The sequence below is a fragment of the Micrococcus lylae NBRC 15355 genome, assembly GCF_001570885.1.
Lineage (GTDB): Bacteria > Actinomycetota > Actinomycetes > Actinomycetales > Micrococcaceae > Micrococcus > Micrococcus lylae.
The window spans coordinates 22,755-40,474 of sequence record NZ_BCSN01000024.1 but is presented as its reverse complement, the minus strand read 5'-3'; the positions used below and the strand labels follow the sequence as shown (position 1 = coordinate 40,474).

General features: G+C 70.9%; 5 protein-coding genes. 1 reads left to right on the top strand and 4 read right to left on the bottom strand.

Features of this window, described 5'->3' with window-relative positions; genetic code table 11:
- Positions 1–70: 70 nt before the first annotated feature.
- The 4 genes from MLY01S_RS06600 to MLY01S_RS06585 are packed head-to-tail and all read right to left on the bottom strand — an operon-like array spanning position 71 to position 16,446.
- The gene (locus MLY01S_RS06600; protein ID WP_067190483.1) at positions 71–2,410 is read right to left on the bottom strand and encodes a 3'-5' exonuclease; all 2,340 of its coding nucleotides are present in this window, start codon (positions 2,408–2,410) and stop codon (positions 71–73) included.
- Positions 2,407–8,805, bottom strand: coding sequence for a DEAD/DEAH box helicase (locus MLY01S_RS06595; protein ID WP_067190481.1), 6,399 nt, complete (start codon positions 8,803–8,805; stop codon positions 2,407–2,409). Before MLY01S_RS06595 ends, MLY01S_RS06600 begins: the two co-directional genes overlap by 4 nt.
- On the bottom strand, positions 8,805–13,445 hold the full coding sequence (locus MLY01S_RS06590; protein WP_067190479.1) for an Eco57I restriction-modification methylase domain-containing protein: 4,641 nt from the start codon (positions 13,443–13,445) through the stop codon (positions 8,805–8,807). Before MLY01S_RS06590 ends, MLY01S_RS06595 begins: the two co-directional genes overlap by 1 nt.
- A 4-nt stretch (positions 13,446–13,449) precedes the next feature.
- Positions 13,450–16,446, bottom strand: coding sequence for a helicase-related protein (locus tag MLY01S_RS06585; RefSeq protein ID WP_067190477.1), 2,997 nt, complete (start codon positions 16,444–16,446; stop codon positions 13,450–13,452).
- A 637-nt stretch (positions 16,447–17,083) separates the two neighbouring features.
- Here MLY01S_RS06585 and MLY01S_RS12410 point away from each other — a divergent pair.
- Positions 17,084–17,554, top strand: coding sequence for a hypothetical protein (locus MLY01S_RS12410; protein ID WP_135103347.1), 471 nt, complete (start codon positions 17,084–17,086; stop codon positions 17,552–17,554).
- Positions 17,555–17,720 lie beyond the last annotated feature (166 nt).

Below are 17,720 nucleotides of genomic sequence, written 5' to 3'. Positions count from 1 at the left end.
GCCCGAAAACGCAGGGGCGGGACCCTCAACCCGCACTCACCCCGCGCTCACCCCGCGGCCCCTCACCCACTCACCCCAGCAGCGGCGACCTCGCCCCGTGGTAGCTGACGGCAAGCACGTCTCTCGCCCTGGTCGCGGCCACGTACAGCAGGGACCGCTCGCGCAGCAGCGCATCGTCCAGATCCGCCTCGCTGAAGTTCGCCTTCCTCATGCCCACGGGCAGGGCGCCGTCGCGTACGTCCATGAGCAGCACGTGGGAGAACTCGGTGCCCTTGGCGCGGTGCATGGTCATGCCCACCACGGCCCCAGCCCGCACGGACTCCTGCTCCACGGCTCGGATCTTCACGCCGCGTTCGGCCAGCCCGGTCACCACCTTGGTGAGCGTGGGCTTGGTCCGTACGAGTACGGCGATGGTCTCGAGCTTCACGCCCGGCTGCCGGCTCCACTTCGCAATCAGGTCCGCAGCGGCATCTAGCTCCTCTGCAAAGGACCGCGCGGCCAGCACCACGGGCTTCGGGCCGGAGCGTGCGGACCGGTACTCGGTGTGGGACTCGGCCTCGCCGTCCAGGTCCTCGAACTCGCCGCCGTCGAGCACCTTCATGGCCCAGCCGAGGTTCTGCTGGGTGGTCCGGTAGTTCAGCGTCAGCCGGCGGGACCGCCCGCGGGACTCGATCCCGTAGTGGCTCAGCGTCACCTTCTGCCCGTAGATCCGCTGATGGGTGTCCTCGGCCAGGAACATGTCATTGCGGCCCGGCTCGACCATGACCCGCAGGAACTGCCATTTGGCCGGGGTGAGGTCCTGGCCCTCGTCCACGAGCACGTGGTCGAAGAACCGTCCTCCGCCGCCCTCGGCCCGCTGCTGCGCATACGCGGCAGACACAGCCGCGATCTCCTCGAAGTCCAGCGCCCCCTTGGCCCGGCCGGCGGCGCGGTACTTCTCGATCACCTTCCACACCTGCAGGCGCTGTTTCCGGTTCAGGGCGGTCCCGCGCCCGCGCCGCGGCACGCGCACGTACTCCTCCACCGTCCGGACCCGCTTCGGCAGCACGACCATCGCGTACTCGGCGGCCATGAAGGTCTCGTTCGCCACCTCGGCCGGCAGGTCTCCTCCGGCGGCGTCCACGGCCTCGCTCCATGCCTTGGCGTCCCGCCGGTCGCTCAGGTCGTACCCCTCTGCTCCGAGCACCGTGCCCGTCGCCGCGCCCACGTCCCGCCCGGCCTTCATGGCCACGGCCCGCACGAGCGCGTCCACGCCGGTCACGTGCACGCCGGGCTCTCCGAGCTGTTTCGCGATCGGCACGGTCGGGTCCAGTTTCACCAGGTCCCGCCGGAGCGCATCGGCCAGGTTCCTGGTGAACGTGGTCAGCAGGATCCGTGCCTCGGGGTTCTCGGCGGCCAGCCGGCGGGCGCGGTGCAGCAGCACCACGGTCTTGCCGGTGCCGGCGCCGCCGGCGAGCTTGGCGGGACCGTTGTAGTCCCGCTCCACGAACTCCTTCTGCAGCGGGTGCAGGAACACGCGCCAGGCGGAGAAGTCGCCGTCCTCCACCACGCGGCGCAGCTCTTCGTCGTCCTCGATCCACGTGTAGGTGACGAGCGCGGCGGGGTGCTGCAGGCCGCGCAGGATCCGCTGCTCCTCGGTGCCGGTGGTGTCCACGGCGGCGTCGAGCCCGAATTCCCGGCGCACCTCGTCGATGCCCTGCCCGCTGCCGAGCGCGATGAGCACGAGCTCCTGCCACTCGGCCTCGGCGTCCTCGGCCACGGCGAGCAGCTCCTCCTCGGTGTGAGCCTGCACGGCCCGCGCGGCGAGCGCCTCGTCCACACCGAGCTGGGCGAGCGCGGTGGCGTCCACGCCGTGGCGGGTCAGCAGCGGCTCGGCGGGGACCTCCGGCTCCGCCGGCTTCGCGACGACGGCCGCCTCCTCCGCCGGCTCCGGTGCCTCGGCTTGAGCGGACTCGGCCGCCTCAGCGGCCACCGTCTCCTCGGCCGTGTCCCGGGCACCCTCAGTCGCCTCCTTCTCGGCCTCGAGCTGGGCCATCGCCTCGTACTCGGCGTGCTCCTTCTCCCAGTCGGCGAGCGGGGCGGGCTCGACGTACCGGACCTCGGTGACGCCGTTGACGGGGTTGGTCTTGAGCACGGCGCGTTCGGCGAGGTGGTTGGCCTTGTCATGCTCGTAGACGCCGTGGAAGACGTAGGTGACGGCGCCGCCCTCGGTGAGCTTGAAGAGCACGGCCCGGTAGCCCCGGTCGACGCGTCCGGTGCGGATGCGCGAGTCGGCGCTGCCCTTGATCGGCTCGATGTGGAGTCCGGGAAGGGTGTCGTCCTTGGTGAGCTTGTCCAGGAAGGCGAGGGCCTTCATCTTGACCGCGGGGTCGGCGGGCAGCTCCATCTTGGACATGATCACGCTGTTCATGCGGTGTTCTCCTCAGAGTCGAGTGCGGCGCGGACGGCGGTGGGGTCGGCGTCCACCACGGTCCAGCCGGCGGCGCGGAGGTCGTCGGCGTCACCGGCGTCGGCGTCCACGAGCACGGCCACGTGCTGGGCGGGCCAGCTGAAGGTGGCGACCACGCCGCCGATCTCCTCGCCCACCTCGGCCACGGGGATGCCCTGGGAGGCCAGGGTGGCTGCGGCGGCGCGCTCATCGTCCGTGATGAGGTCGTCCGCGACGGCGGCCCACGCCCCCGTCAGCTCGGTCGCCTTCTCCTCGGGTCGGCTGCCGTCGTCGGCCACCGGGGTCTGCGGCGCCGCCACGGTGATGCCGGCGTCGGCCTGGCTGCGGGCCATGACGCGCACGCCGGCTGCGTCGGCGGTGAGCAGGTTGGAGATCCAGAGCCACTGCCTCCACGCCTCGTGGTGGTCCGGGGAGTCCACGGCGTCGGAGCCGTCGTCCAGCATCACCACGGTGGAGCAGGTCTCGTCCGCGTTGAGGCGGGTGAGCACCTGCAGCGGCCCGCGGCGCCAGACGAAGGCCTGGCCGATGCCGTGGACGTCCGTGCCGGCCAGGAGCCCGGCTGAGACCTCGCCGAGGTCCCGGACGGCGTTCACGTAGGCGAACTCGGAGTGCCCCATGAAGAGGATGCCGAGCCGCTCGGCCAGGTTCCGGCGGGCGTCCGCGTCCTGCGGGCGCTGAAGACGGCCCAGCAGGATGTCCACGGGCCCGTTGCGGACGTCGTCGACCACGCCCTGGGTGGTGGCGAGGTGGCCGGGGCTCTCCTCGAAGAGGCTGCGCACGGACTCGTCGGCGAGCCACTCGGGACGCTGGCGGGCCGCGCCGTCCTCCAGGTCCTCCCACACGATGGAGAGCACGCTGTAGCCGTGGTCGCGCAGGGCCTGCCGCTTGGCGGCGTCGTCGGCGATCCGGTTCTTGCCGGCGCTGGCGTGGAAGCGGTGTCCGTCGGTGAAGATCGCGACGTCCTGCACGGCCGGGTCGTCCGTGAGCAGGACGAAGTCCGGGCGGGAGCCGGCGAGGTTCAGCTGGGGCACCAGGCGCCAGGTGCGGCCGACGCCGAGCCCGGTGACCACGTAGTGGTTGCCGCCCTCGTCCGGGACCTCCTTGACGGTGCCGCCGGCGGCAGTGACGCGTTCGCGGAAGACCTGGCGGAATCGGCGCTCGAGCCTGGACTCGCCGTCCTGGATCACCACCGCGCCCTCCTCCGGGTCCCAGCGCATCCGCTCGGGGTCGAGGTCGGCGCCGGTCTCGCCCTCCTGCATGGTCAACAGGGTGCGCAGGTGGCGGGCGGCGGCCACGCGGGAGAGTCTGTCCGCGCGGGCGCCCACGGCGTATGGCATGAGGCAGCGGTGGCAGGCACGGCGGTCCTCGTCCTGGCAGGCGCAGACCTCCACCACACGGTAGGCCTTCACCAGGATCCGCCAGATGCGCTCGGGCGAGGCGAGGTCGGCCAGGTAGCCGGTGCCGCCGGGCACCACGTCGTGCAGCAGCAGCGCCTCGTCCGGGGCGGTGCCGCCGCCCTGCAGGGGAACGGTCACGGAGGTCACCTGGAGGTGGTCCGGTGCGCCGCCGATGTCCTCCCGCAGCCCGAGCAGCAGTGCGGCGGCCAGGGAGGGCACGGCGTAGGAGTCCCCACCCACCACGTGCGGCGGGAGCGTGACCACCACGCCCTCGGTGCGCAGCTCGCGGCTGAGCACCACCTGGCGGGTGTCCTCGTCCTGGCTCTGCCGGTAGCGGCACCAGGGGCGGTGCTCCTCGCGGGAGTTGGCTCCGGCGGTGGCGTCGAGCTTGCCGCAGCCGGCGCAGACGCGGAACGGCTTGGCGCCGATCTCCTGGCCGGCGATGTGCCGGTCGGTGATGCCGCCAGCGGCGCGCTGACCGAGGTTGAGCCAGCGCAGGTCCATGCGGCGGTGGTGGGTGACGCCGAACTCCTGGCCCACATGCCAGGCACGGCTGACGTGCTGCGGGTCCAGGTCCGCGGCCGCCACGGTGGCGAACTGGACGCGGCGGCGCTGGTCCTCACGGTCGTCGATCCGGTCGCGCTCACGGCGGACCTCGGCGAACACGTGCTCCAGGCGGACCACCTGGTGGCGCTGGTCCACGTCTCCGAAAGAGGCGCTCTGGCAGCGTGGGCACGAGCCCGGGTTCTTCGCGGTCTCATCGGTCCGGTCCCGGCCGTAGCCGCAGGCGGCGCACCAGGACCAGGTGCGGATCTTGTCCCCGTCCTTGCCCAGGTCCAGCCCGTCGATGCGGATGGCCAGCTCATGCGTGTAGAACACGGCGCCAGGGGCGAGCTCGGTGAGCGCGCGGGCGGACGGGCGCCGGATCGGGGTGTTCTCGGTCTCGAACTCACCGGTCTCCGAGTTCATGGTGGTCACGCGGGCGTCCAGGGTGACGGTGTCATCCAGGAGCGTGTAGTTCGGCAGCACGCCGCGCTCCTCCAAGGCGGACACCCAGTGGGCGTCCCGGACTTCGCTCAGGCGCCTCTTGGCGGTGCGGTAGGCGCCCTCGGCCAGGCGTAGGTCGCGACGGTCGTCCTCGTCGGCCGCCGGCCCTTCGGCCACGGTCCGCAGGTGTGGGAGGGCCTTCTCCACCTCGTTGACGTGGCGCTGCAGCTGCTCGGCCTCGCGCTGCCACTCGTGGGCGGCGCGGTGCAGCAGGGCGCCCAGCGAGTCCTCCGGGGCCCAGTCGCCGTCGGCGTCGGCGGTCGCCCAGGCGCGCAGGCCCTCCGCCACGTCCGAGTCGAGGGTGTCGAAGGAGCCGAGGAACGCGTCGAGGCGCTGAGCGGACTGTTCGGCGGCCAGCGTGAGCACCGCGCGCAGGAAGGTGCCGTCGGCGGTGCGCATGGCCTCCTGGGCGCGGGTCGGCATGGCGGTCTGCCCGGAACGGGCCACGGCGTCCACGAGGGAGGCGATGTACTGGCGGCGCAGGATCTCCTCGGCGTCCAGGTAGGTGGCCGGTGGACGCACCTGCCCGTTGATCAGGGACAACGGGTTGCCCAGGCGGGGCAGCTGGTCGCCGCGGCCGGTGACGAACGCCAGGGAGAAGGCGTTGCCCGTCAGGCGGCCGGCGCGGCCCACACGCTGGACGTACTGGGCCACGGCCTTGGGCAGGGAGGAGAGCATGACGGTGGACAGGTCCCCGATGTCGATGCCCATCTCCAGCGTCGGCGTCGCCACCAGCACGTTGGGGTCCTTCGGTCCGGGGGTGCCGGACTTGAAGCCCTCCTCGATCTGCCGGCGGGCCTTGTCCTCCAGCAGGGAGGTGTGCTCCTTGGCCACCACACGCCGCACCTGGGCGGCGGTGTAGAGCTCCCGGTAGAAGCTCGCACCGGATGTCTCCGGGCGCAGGCGTCCGTTGCAGCGGACGGTGAAGCAGCAGGCGTCGGTCAGCTGGGCCACGGTCTCGGCGGTGCCGGGAGTGCGGGACTGGCAGACGTCGCAGACCAGCAGGGCGCGGCCGGCCTCCAGCTCGGACAACTCCAGGGCCCGCACGGTCACCGCGGAGGCGGGGATGCCGTAGACCTTGGCACCGGTCTCGGTGTCCGTCACGGTGAGCACGTCCTGGCGGGCGAGCTCGGCCAGCAGGCGCTCGCTGAGCTTGGCGCCGTGCTGGGGCAGCACCTCGAGGCACTTCGCGGCCCAGCGGGCGTACCAGCTGTTCGCCGAGCGCACGGTGTCCAGCCCCTGCTCCTGGGCCTTGCCGGTCAGCGGGGCGCCCACGCGCGGGAAGGCGGGGGCGCTGCGGCCGGCGGGGAACGCCGGCATGCCGTTCTTCGGGCGGCCGCCCCAGATGCGGAAGCGGCGGCCGTCTTCGGAGATGTACCTGTTCAGCCACTCGTGCTCGATGCCGCCGGACAGGCGCATGTGCTCCAGCACGCCGCGCACCCAGGCGGTGAGGGACTTCTCCCCCACCACCGCTTCGCCGAGCTGCTGGACCTCATCCTCCTCCAGCACGGTGCGGGCGATCGCGGCCAGGCGGGCACCGGTGCCGGCCTCCACCTGGACGGCGGCGGCACCGGTGGCCTCCAGGGTCCGCCCGTAGGTGGACTGCAAGCCGAACTCGAGGGCGGCGTCGAAGAGCAGGCGGCGCTTCACCCAGGCGCGGTCGCGCCCGGCGATCGCCGCGAACCTCTCGGCCTCCCAGAACCGCTGGAACGGCTCGAGGCCCTCGCAGTCCGGCGGGACCAGGCGGAAGCGGTCGAAGGGGTCGTCCCCGGCGGCGCGGAGGACGTCCTCCACCAGCGTGTCCAGGGTCGCCCCGGCGGCGGTGAGCTGGCCGCCGAGCGCCGAGCGCAGGCTCATGGTGTGGGAGCGTGACTGCACGAATCCGGCACGGTGGGCGGCGTCCTGCACGGAGTCGGTGAAGACCAGGGACTTCTTCTCCCGGTCGTCCAGGGTCGCGTCCCCGAACAGCACGGACAGGGACACGGAGAGCAGGGTGGCGATCGCCGTGCCGAGGAAGCGGATGCCGTCCTGGCCCAGGCAGGCGGGGCAGTCGTCCGTGCCGGAGTCGCCTTCCCGGTCGGCGTGGCTGTCCGTGCGGGTGAGCACGGGAAGCACGTGGCCGGCCTGCATGTCCGGGTCGTCTTCGTCCGGGCGGGTGGAGAGCAGCCGGCGGTTCGCCAGGGAGAACCAGCGCAGCCCCTCGGGCGTCTCGGACGGGGAGGCCACGGCGCGGTCCTCCTCGCCCGGGGCGTGGATGAGCGCACGGAAGCGGCCGTCGCCGCGCATGTGGTCACGGCGGATGTCGGTGTCCTCGGCGGAGAGCTCGTCGCCCACCGCCGCTAGGGTCACGCCCCAGCCGGAGCGGCCGCAGTGGCGGCAGTAGACCGCTGGGAAGGTCTGGCGCGCGTCGGTGGGGTCGTCGGCACCGGCCCAGGTGCCGTCGTCGGACCAGAGGAAGTGCGGCACCGGGGAGGCGACGCGGTCGATGCGGGTGAGCTCACGGACCCAGAAGTGCAGGTCCACGCTCAGCGCGTCCCGGCCGTGCAGGGCACGCACGTGGCTGAGTGCGGCGATCAGCCCTTCCAGGACGGTCTGGTAGAGCGCGAGCGTCTCGGCGTCCTCTACCGGCCCGACCAGTTCACGCAGCAGCTCCGGGTAGCCGGTCGCCTGGGCGGCGGTCTCCACCAGGGTGTGCACGTCCGGGTGGCGGCGGACCACATCCAGCAGGGTCGGCTCCCCCTCGGCACCGGCGCGGTCGATCGCGTCCGGGTCCGCGTGCAGGGCGCGCAGCACGTGGCCGGTCACGGCGGCGGGGTCTTCCCCCAGTGCCTTCACACCGGCGGCGAGCTCGGCCAGGGGCGCGCCGCGCAGTTCGCGCAGACGCACTGGCTCCAACGCCTCGCCCGCCGCCCGCCCGGCCCACTCCTGCAGGCTCAGCAGTGTCTCGGTCACCACGGCGTCGGGGCCGAACCTCTCCCCAAACACGGTGTGCGCGAAGTCGAGCATCACGGTGGGGTCGGACTTGTCTCCGAGGGTCGCGGAGGTCGCCACGGGGGTGATCTTCCCCAGCGGCCGCGCCCAGTCCTCGGCGGTCAGTGCCGGGTCGTCCTGGTGCCAGTGGCTTTTCAGGGCCAGGCCGAGGCGGCGCAGGAGCATGGCCACGTCGGTGCCCTGTGCGCCGTCGTAGGTGTGGAACTCGTCCAGCACCAGGTACTGCAGGGAGGTGGCGGACTGGGCCCAGATCGGCTGGTCGTCCTCACGCAGCAGCAGCTGGTCCAGCATCTTGTAGTTGGTCAGCAGGATGTCCGGGGCGGTGTCCCGGATGGCGTGGCGGTCCGTGATCAGCCCCTTGTCCGAGACCGTGCCGCGGGTGCCGGCCTGGTTGCCGGTGTAGATCGCGGCGGTCACGGTGCTCAGCGCCGGGTCCCCGGTCAGGGTGGCGGTCAGGCGCCGGGCCTGGTCATCGGCCAGGGCGTTCATCGGATAGAGGATGATCGCCTTCGTGCCGGTCACTCCGGCGCGCTTGGCGCGCAGCACGTGGTCCAGGATCGGGTGGAGGAAGGCCTCGGTCTTGCCGGAGCCGGTGCCGGTGGTGATGAGCGTGGGCTCGGGCCGCTGCCCCGCGCCCGTCCTGCCCAGGGAGGTCAGCCGGGCGTAGGCCTGCGCCTGGTGCCGGTACGGGGTGAACGGCGGCCGCCATTCGAGGTGCCGTGTCCAGTCCTCGTCCGCCGGCCGGAAGGGCAGGCGGAGCCGGGTGTAGGGGCCCTTGAACAGGCCGTTGGCCTGGTCCTCCAGGAACTCCTGGAGCTGCTGGCGGGGCTGGGCGTCCGCGAGGGCGAAGGTGGTGGTGAGGTAGTCCACCAGCCCGTCGGCGACGCGGCGGGCCTGCAGGGTGGGGAGCAGCTCGGGCATCAGCCCTCGGCCTCCTTCAGTCGGCGCTGGAACTCGGCGTAGGCGGCGCGGAAGTCGTCCTCCCGGTCCCGGGTGGCGAAGGGCAGTTCGTACTCGTAGGCCACGCCGGAGCCGGGGTGCACGGCGGTGCGCTCCTCCTGCGTCATGCGCTCGCCCTTCTTCTTCCACACGGAGAGCACCTCGGTGGGGACGAGGCGGCCGTTCGCATCGAAGGTGTACCTGTCCTGGTCGTAGCCGTGGAGCACGGCGAAGGTGGTGCGGTACACCGTGCAGAGGTCCTCCACGTCCACGCCGAGCATCAGGGCCACCAGCGAGTCGATCTCCACCTGCGCGTTGCGCCGGTCCTCGGCCCGCCGCAGCGGCGTCTGGGCCGTCCACTGCTTCCCGACGACGGCACTCCCGTACCGCGGCAGGATCGCCTCATCCTGGGCGAAGGCCGGATCCCAGCACTCGTTCCAGAGGTCCGCGTAGGCGTCCGTGAGGCAGTTGAGCTGCAGGGTCCGCAGGGCCAGGGCCGGCAGGAGCGGGTGGTCGAGGGGGACCATGGGGAGGCGGTTAATGATCGTGCCGCGGATGTCACCCTTCGGGGCCGCCCGGATGGAAAAGTCTGACAGAAGAGCGCCCAGAACTGCGGACACTATGGCCAGGTCCAGAGCGGGTCGGTCGACAAACCCGCCAGAGTGCACCGGGTCAACATGAGCGCTGCCAGGGGGAATCACGGCAGGAATCAGCGTCCGCTCCCCCGTGTTCGCCGCCATGCGCCGCCAGGCCACCCGGTAGAAGTCACGCGCGGAGTACTCGCGATCCTCGCCCCAGCGGGTGTACTGCTCGTTGTAGACCTTCCGGTCTCCTGCGGGTGTGTAGGACGTCACGGGCAGGGCGTCCGGGGCCAACGCCTCGTGGTCCACAGCGGACCAGTCGAGGTTGTTCCGCATGGTCTCGTTCGGTTCCTTCACCAGCGGAGTGCTCACGTGCAGGTGCGGGCCCTGGAGAATGGCGTCCTTCCATGCGGCCGGCCCCCAGTCCAGAACGAACCTGCCCGCGGTACGGTCGGTGGTCTCGTTCCAGCCCGTAGAGAAGGACAGTTCCAGGTCCCCGATGCGCCCGGCTTGAGCGGTGGTGCCCAGCACCCGGACTGCGGCCGAGTTCACCGTGTACAGCATGCGGGTGGCGGACGGGTCCGTGGCATCGGGGTCCGTCACGGAGGACCACAGCGCCAGGGTGTCCGCGGTGACCTGCTGGATGCGCGCGGCATGCGGGCGCTGATCCCAGCGGCCCTCGTGCTTGAAGCCCGGTTCCTCCCCGGAGCCGTCATGCACCAACGAGCGGCCCACCGTGTCCGGATGAAAGAGGCCGGCAGCCTGGACGAAGTCCACCTCCTGGGCCTGTCCGTAGACGTGAATGCCGTAGCTGACATGGTGGTCGATCTCGAACAGACGCAGCTCGTTGATGAACTGCCAATGCCGCCGCAGCCGCCGGTAGGTTTCTCGGCGAAGCGTGTGCGTCTTGTCATCTGTGAAGTGGGACTCAGGGTGGATAAGTGCCGCGATGCCGTCCGGCGCGGCGTGACGCCACACCTGGCCCATGAAGGCCCGGTAGAGATCTGGGCGTCCACCGAAGTTCGGGTACTCCGGAACTGAGGAGAGGTACTCGGCCACGGTCTTGGTATCCGCCGTTGCGGAGACCACGAGGTCCTGCACGCCCGCCACAGCGAGGGCGAGCGGGCGGCGTTCCTTCTTCTGGGCGACGGACGGCTTGTGAGCCAGCTGCCACCACGGGTCCCCCTCGGCCAGCAGGAGCTCGATCTCCACATCGGGCCGCACCCATGGCGGGTTGCCGACCTGCAGGTCGAAGCCGCCGCGCGCGAAGACGGCGACGAAGTCCAGCTCCCAGTGGAAGAAGCCCTGTGCCTGCGCCACGCGCTCGCAGACCGCGAGCCACGGATGTGCCTCCAGAGCCTTCTCCACGGTGACGGCGTTGGTGCCGGCGCGGTCCCAGAGCTCGTAGTCGTCCAGCTCGGCCCAGGACTCCACACCCGCCAGAGACTCGGTGCCGGCATTCGGGTTCTTCTTGGTGGACTCGACGCCCAGCAGCATCTGCAGCGCGTCGATCCACTGTTCCATGCTCGGCGGCGCCACCTCGGTCTCAGTCAACGGCCAGAACCAGAGCGCACACCAGGCGTCCATCACCCGGCGCAGCCGGCGGTAGGCGCCGTTCTGGTCCGCCAGGGACTCCTCGATCTGCTCGCGCGTCACAGCACCCCGCGTGGCCGGCACCTCGCGGCCCCAGAGGTCCAAATCGCGGCCGGACTGCTGCTCGGCAATGGTGAGCCGCCGCAGCGCCAGCGCCCACAGCTTCTCCGCGCGCTGGGTGAGGGCCTCCAGGTCCCTCACCTGCTGGGCGGAGAGCTTGCGGCGTACGCCCAAACGCCACGCTCTCAGTGCCTTCACCTCGTCCGGCACCAGGTCCCGCACCTGCTTCGGGACCTCCACACCGGAGCCCCAGCCTTCGGAGGGCAACAGGAAGTGGAAGACGCAGCCGGAGGTGCCGGAGCCGTCGTCGTGAAGCTCGGAGAGCGGGCGGTCCTCCGGGACCGCCTTCATCCAGGACCGGTCCTTGCGCAGCGCGCTGCCGGCATAGACGGACCGGCGGGCGCCGATCAGCGAGTTGCCGCGGCGCAGGCGCAGACCGAACCACGGGGCCTGCAGGCCCGTCACCATGGTGGACAGCCACAGGGACACCTCCGCCAGCTCCACCGCCGTGGCATTGAGGTCCACCCCATACACCTGGTGCAGCGCGATGTGCGCCTTCACCTTCTGCAGCTCGTGCGGGTAGTCCTCCGGGTCGATGCGCCTGCCCAGCTCCTCCTGGCGGCGGGCGAGGTACTCGCGGGCCAGCTGGTCCACGGCCTCGATGGCGAACGCTCCCGAGCCGAGGGCCGGCTCGCAGACGGTCAGGGTCAGGATGTCCTCCGCGGAGGTGGTGGTGCCGCCCTGGTCGAGGAGCTCCTCCAGCGCCTGCTGCACGGTGAACCGGGTCAGCACCTCCGGTGTGTAGTAGGACGCCGACTGCTGACGCTCCCGGCCGGAGAGACGGTAGACGAACGTGCCCTGCGCGTGGCGGACAGCCTTGAGCTCGCCGGTGACCGGGTCCTCGGCGCGGACGAAGTCCTTGGCCGCCAGATGGTCCGAACGGTCCACGGGGACCACCCAGGAGCCCTTTGAGGCGTCACCGCCCGGGGCGACCTCGTAGAGGTCCTCCTCCGCGAAGAAGCCGGTGTAGGACATCAGGCCCTCATAGACCGCGCCGAGCTGGTTGATGCCGAGCTCCGCGTAGGAGATGAAACCGCGGGCCCTGCCCTTCTGCTCCTTGGACAGCAGGAGGTGCTGCAGCACCTGCTGGAGGGCGGCGTTGCCGAGCCGGACCTGGTCGATGTGGGCGGTGGCCTCCGGGCGGAACAGGTCCGCGCGCAGCGGCTGGAAGTCCAGGCCGGGGGCGCCGGCGTCCGGGTCCGTATCCGAGGGGCGGGGGCCTCGGTCCACCAGCTCGGTGAGCACACGAAGGGACTCATACAGGTGCGTGCCGTTCCGCGCCTGGCCGGTGGTCAGATCCACCAGGGTGAGCTCGCGGAGGCGGTCCACCGAGTAGCCCGAGTCGTACTCCGCGGCCCCGGAGGGCAGGACGCCGAGCTCCGGGGAGGCCTCCGCATAGAGCAGGAAGAGGATCCGGTACAGGTAGCGCAGGGACTGCACCGCCAACGGCTGCGCCTGGTCCTTCGGCAACGGTTCGAGCCCGGCGGCGGCGCGGCGGGCGACGACCTCGTTGGCGATGATCTCGATGGAGCGGCGGACGCCCTCGCGCAGGTCCTCCGAGACGCCCACCGTGTGGCGGACGGACTCCTCCAGGGCCGTGGACCACCAGATGCCGCCCTCGGCGTCCGGGGCCAGGGACGCGGCCTCCAGGATGGTCAGGGCGCGGTCGATCTCCCCGCCGCGCTTGGCGTCATTGCGCTCGGCGACCAGCTGCAGGTCCACACCCAGGTAGCGGCCTTCGGCCCAGCGGGAGGCCTCGGCCACAATGCACCAGCGGCCGGCCAGGACCAGCGCGAACTGCGGGCCGTCCTCCGCCCCGACCAGGGCAGAGAGCAGGCGGGCGGTGGAGGTGAAGGTCTCGGTGTCGGTGACGTACGGGGTGGCGAGGGTGGGCTCGTCCTTGGCGACCGCGTCCTCCACGGACTCGGCCGGGCGGGCCTGGACGATCGCCAGCGGGGCGGGGCCCTCGATGCCCGTGGAGGAGACGCGCAGCAGCGGGCCGTCTTGGGCAAGAGTGAACTCGCCGGTGCGGTAGCCGAGCACACGCAGCAGGTGCTCGGCGAGGTTCGGGGTCGCGGAGGCGGCGTCCGGGTCTTGGTGGTCCTGAAGGTCCTGATGGTCCTCGGCGTCCGCGAGGGCGCCGATGCGGCGCTCCAGCTCCGCGCGCTCGGAGGTGAAGCGGGTGCGGGAGGTCTCCCCCTCAGCGGCGTCCCACTGCTTGCGGCGGGCCAGGACCAGGGCGTGGAAGGACTCCTTGGTGGCGTCCGAGGTGAAGAAGTGTTCGGAGAGCCAGTCCCCCACCACCACGAATGCGTCGCTCACTGCCATGACGTCAGCCTTCCTGCACGGGGTGGTCGGCGGGGACCACGAGCAGCAGCGGGCGCACCAGCTGGCGCGCCGGCGACTGGTCGCGGGCCATCTTCTCCTGGTCCTTTACGGACACGCGGCGCTGCTGCACCTGCACGCGCTGGACGAGGGCGTCCGCTTCCTCGTCCCAGTCGGCGGTGCGGCGGACCCACTGGTCCACGCGGTCCTGGGCGGCGGCCTCCGCGGCCGGGAAGACCAGCGAGCGCAGCTGCTCCCGGGCCTTCTCCACGGCCGGGCGGATGTAGGCGGTCAAGGATGCGGGGTCCGCCACGGCGCCGGGGTTGGAGACGGTGCCGGACAGGCCGACGGAGTCCAGCAGCTCCAGGGCAGAGGCGCGGGTATCCACCAGGGCGAAGCCGTCCTGGCCCATGGGGAAGGCCACGGACAGCCAGGCCGAGGTCACCACATGGCCCGCGCGGTTGGTGAGCGTGCCGTTGAGCAGGACGGTCGGATGCTCCACCGTGCCGCGGACCGCGAAGACCTCGTTGCGGCCGAGCGAGGCGAGCGCGCGGTCGCTGATCCAGTCCAACACCGGGTGGAGCGGGCCGAGGAAGTGGGCCTCCGGCCACGTGGAGTCCGAGGTGTCCGCCAGAGCCCTGGCGAGCAGGTCCTTGCCCTTCTGCCGGGTGGTGGCCAACGTGAACTTCTCCTTCACGTGCCGGTCCTTCAGGTAGGACTGCGGCAGCACGTCCAGGCGGCCCGCCAGATCCGGCGGCGGGACCAGGGAGGCGATGTGCTCGTTCGCGTGCTCACGCCACAGGACGCCGCCGCCGCGTTCGGCCGGCGCCTGCTCCGGCCGCTCGAACACCTGCAGCAGCCCCTCCCTGAGGAAGGTCAGCGGCTCGAGCGTGGAGGTGGCGGTGACCTCGGCCGACGAGCCGGACCTGGTGGAGGTGGGCGGGGCGGAGCCGGGCGTGTTGGAGGTGGGCGGGGCGGAGGTGGGCGACGCGCTGGCCGAGTCCGACGAAGACGAGGTGAGGGGCGAGGCGGAGGCCGGTGCCGTCGTCGTGGTTCCGGCCTGACGCGCAGCGGCCTTGGCCGCGAAGCGCGCGAACATGCCGGTGGGGCCCGGGCGAGAAGCCACCTCCGCCGGGCTGTCCACCACCGCGTCCAGATCCGCCTGACCGGCAAGGACCCTGCGGATGGCCTTCTCCTCGGCCTCGACGTCGTACTGGCCCATCAGGGAGGCGGCATCCCCGAGGGTGGTGTGCGCCTCGTGCTCCTTCTCCACCAGGCGGGTGAGGACGCGGAGGTCCCCGGAGAACGTCGGGTGCGTGGGCTCGAGCAGCAGCGCCGTGATCTGCGGAGGCGTGCGCTGACCGTAACGGTCCACGCGGCCGTTGCGCTGCTCCAGGCGGATCAGGGACCACGGGATGTCATAGTGCACCAGCTGATGGCACTGCAGGTGCAGGTTCACGCCCTCCGAGGCCACATCCCCGGTGACGAGCACGCGGATCGGCGAATGCGCCTGCTTGAAGGAGTCCACGATCTCCAACTGCTCCTGGTCATTCAGGCCGCCGTGGAGGATGCGGACGGCGTCCTTCGGGAGCTTCAGGTCCTTGCGGAGCTTGTCCGCCAGCCAGCTGAGCGTAGCGATCCGCTCGGCGAAGACCACCGCACGCGTGGGGTTCTTCGGGCCGACGCCGATGGTGGACAGGTGATCCAGGAGCGCGCCGTACTTGCCCAAGTTCGTGGTCAGGGACGCCTGGTTGAGGGTGCGGAGGCGGCTGAGGTGCTCAATCTCCTGGGCCTCGGCGTGGTTCTCCGGGTGCAGGCGGGAGATGCGCTCCGCGATGGTCTCCTCCAGGGCCGCCGGGGAGGAGAGGAAGGCTTTGGCAAGGGTCCACGGGAACAGGCCGGAACCCTTGGAGTGTGGGGACCGACCGGCGGCCGGGTGCAACCAAACATCCGCGAGCTCCGCAGCGACCGCGTCCTCCTCCGGGGAGGCCGGGACCAGGCGGTTGCGGGGCTCCTTGCGCTCTGCCCAGGCCGCGCCCACCACCCGGGCGACCTCCGGGCTGTGACGGTGGCGGCGCAGGACCAGCCGGTCCACCTCGTCCTCGATCACGGTGCCGTCCGGACGGACCGCCGTCGGCTCCAGCAGGCGGATCAGCTCCGCGAAGGACTCGGCCTTGCCGTTGTGCGGGGTGGCCGAGGCGAGGATCAGGGCATCCGTCTGCGGGGCGAGGACGGAGGCGAGGCGGTTGTTCTGGGTGGACGAGTTGGTGATGTTGTGCGACTCGTCGATGACCACCGCGTCCCAACGGTGGTGGCGCAGGTGCTGGACATAGCGGTCCGACTTCAGGGTGTCGATGGAGATGATCACGCGCTTGAAGAAGGAGAACGGGTTGCGGGTGGCCGGCAGCTGCTGGCGCACCCGCTGGATGCCGAGCGAGTCCAGGCGCACGAACGGAAGCGCGAAGCGGGTCCACATCTCATGCTGCATCTGCTCGAGCACATGGCGCGGGGTGACGATCAGGATGCGCTCGCCCCGGCCACGGCGGACCAGCTCGGAGAGGATCATGCCGATCTCCAGGGTCTTGCCGAGACCGACCGCGTCCGCCAGGAGGATGCGAGGACGCAGGTTCGCCGGGTCCAGGGCGCGGCGGACCGCCTCCTGCTGATACGGCAACGGGTCCGCAAGGCACTCGGCGGAGACGGTGATGGACTGGTCGTTCACCGGCAGCGGGGACTTGCGCAGGGTCGCTTCGGTCCAGAGGCGGGAGGTGCGGTGGGACGGGGAGTCGTCGCCGACCACCGTGGCGGCCGCAGGGTCCAGGACCTGGATGTGGTCGAGGCGCTGGTAGAAGGAGGCGTGCGTGTCCCGAACGAGCTCCGTGAGGCCGCGGACCGAAAGGAGCGCACCGTCCTGCGTCTGTTCGACGCCGGTGACGAGCCACTCCTCATCACGGACGACGACCACCGATCCCGGCGCAACGGCAAGCTCAGCGGTCTCTGTCACGGGGACTCCTTCGTCAGAGAGACAGGGTGAGTCTCACTTTATGCAAAGGACCCGGGACCGGGCGACGGGGAGGTGGGGCCGGAATGGTGGGGTCGGAAAGGTGGACCGGGAAGACTCAGGGAAGGAGGCCGAAGACCCTGGCCGGTCTCCATAACGAGTACTGGGTTCTCTCATCTGTGGTATCCACAGTCCCCCCGGATCCCTCGCCTGATGATCTCCGCGCGGATAGACTGACTCGACATCGCCAGGGCACGCCGTCCGCGCCTCCGCGATCACCACCCACCACCCCAGAGAGCCCATCATGACCTCGCAGCCCACCACTGCGGGAGCACAGCGGAACCGTGTCAGCTCCCGCATGCGCAAGATCCAGCGCAAGCGCGCTGAGCAGAAGACCGCATATTCGCAGGCCCTCAGGGTCGCCCACGCTCGACTTTCGGACCCTGCCTACGTTCAGCGACTGCGCGCCGCGGCGCCCTCGGTGGATTCCTCAAAGCTCCGGAGCTCCTGACCTTCTGCTGCCGGCGCTATGAAATGGGTCGAAGGCAGTACACGGCACCATCGTGATCTGAAGACCTTCACGTGCGCCGATCCCAACGGGACGACCTTCGACAGGTTTCGGCGGCAGAAGGTCCACTCCATGCCATGGGCGCTCGAAGTCCAGAGGTCTCTACGCCGGTGGAACTTCGCGCGCAATCGACACAAGCGGATGAGGCTCGGATACGCCGAGCCTGAGGGAGCCCTCCTGGGAGTCACCGTCGTCAGCGGACCGGTTGCCTCTGCCGATGCGTCAGGAAGACATCTGATCTACACAGTCGATTTCATGGCCGTCGCGTTCGAGAACCAGGGATCCCGGCTTGGCAATGAAGTCCTCGCAGAGGCCCTCGACTGCGTCGCGGACGACGCCACGGGCCACGTCGATGGCTCGGCGCCGTCCGAGGTGCTGGTGCAGGCCGTGGTTCATCAGTCCAACGTGCCAGCGCAGAGGTTGCTGGAGGCATTCGGATTCGCCTTCGTCGAGGACATCCTGGCGACGGAGAAGAACGCCAAGGGCAAGACGACGAGCACCCAGACCTACGGTCTCTGGGTCGCCCAGCTGACGTTGCTCTGAGTTGGCCGGAAAGCACGCAAGGGCGGGACGAGCTGCAGCTCGTCCCGCCCTTGATCGTCTCGGCTGTCCCCGTCCGGGCGCCTCCCGTTTCGTCAGCGAAAGCGCCCTGGAACTCGACCGTTTCCCGAACGAAAGCGCACCGGGACTCGACGGTTTCCCGAACGAA

What these genes read in the sequence shown, in the direction of transcription:
- MLY01S_RS12410 (WP_135103347.1), top strand. Translation starts at nt 17,084, where the DNA reads ATGCCATGGGCGCTCGAAGTCCAGAGGTCTCTACGCCGGTGGAACTTC.
- MLY01S_RS06600 (WP_067190483.1), bottom strand. Translation starts at nt 2,410, where the DNA reads ATGAACAGCGTGATCATGTCCAAGATGGAGCTGCCCGCCGACCCCGCG.
- MLY01S_RS06595 (WP_067190481.1), bottom strand. Translation starts at nt 8,805, where the DNA reads ATGCCCGAGCTGCTCCCCACCCTGCAGGCCCGCCGCGTCGCCGACGGG.
- MLY01S_RS06590 (WP_067190479.1), bottom strand. Translation starts at nt 13,445, where the DNA reads ATGGCAGTGAGCGACGCATTCGTGGTGGTGGGGGACTGGCTCTCCGAA.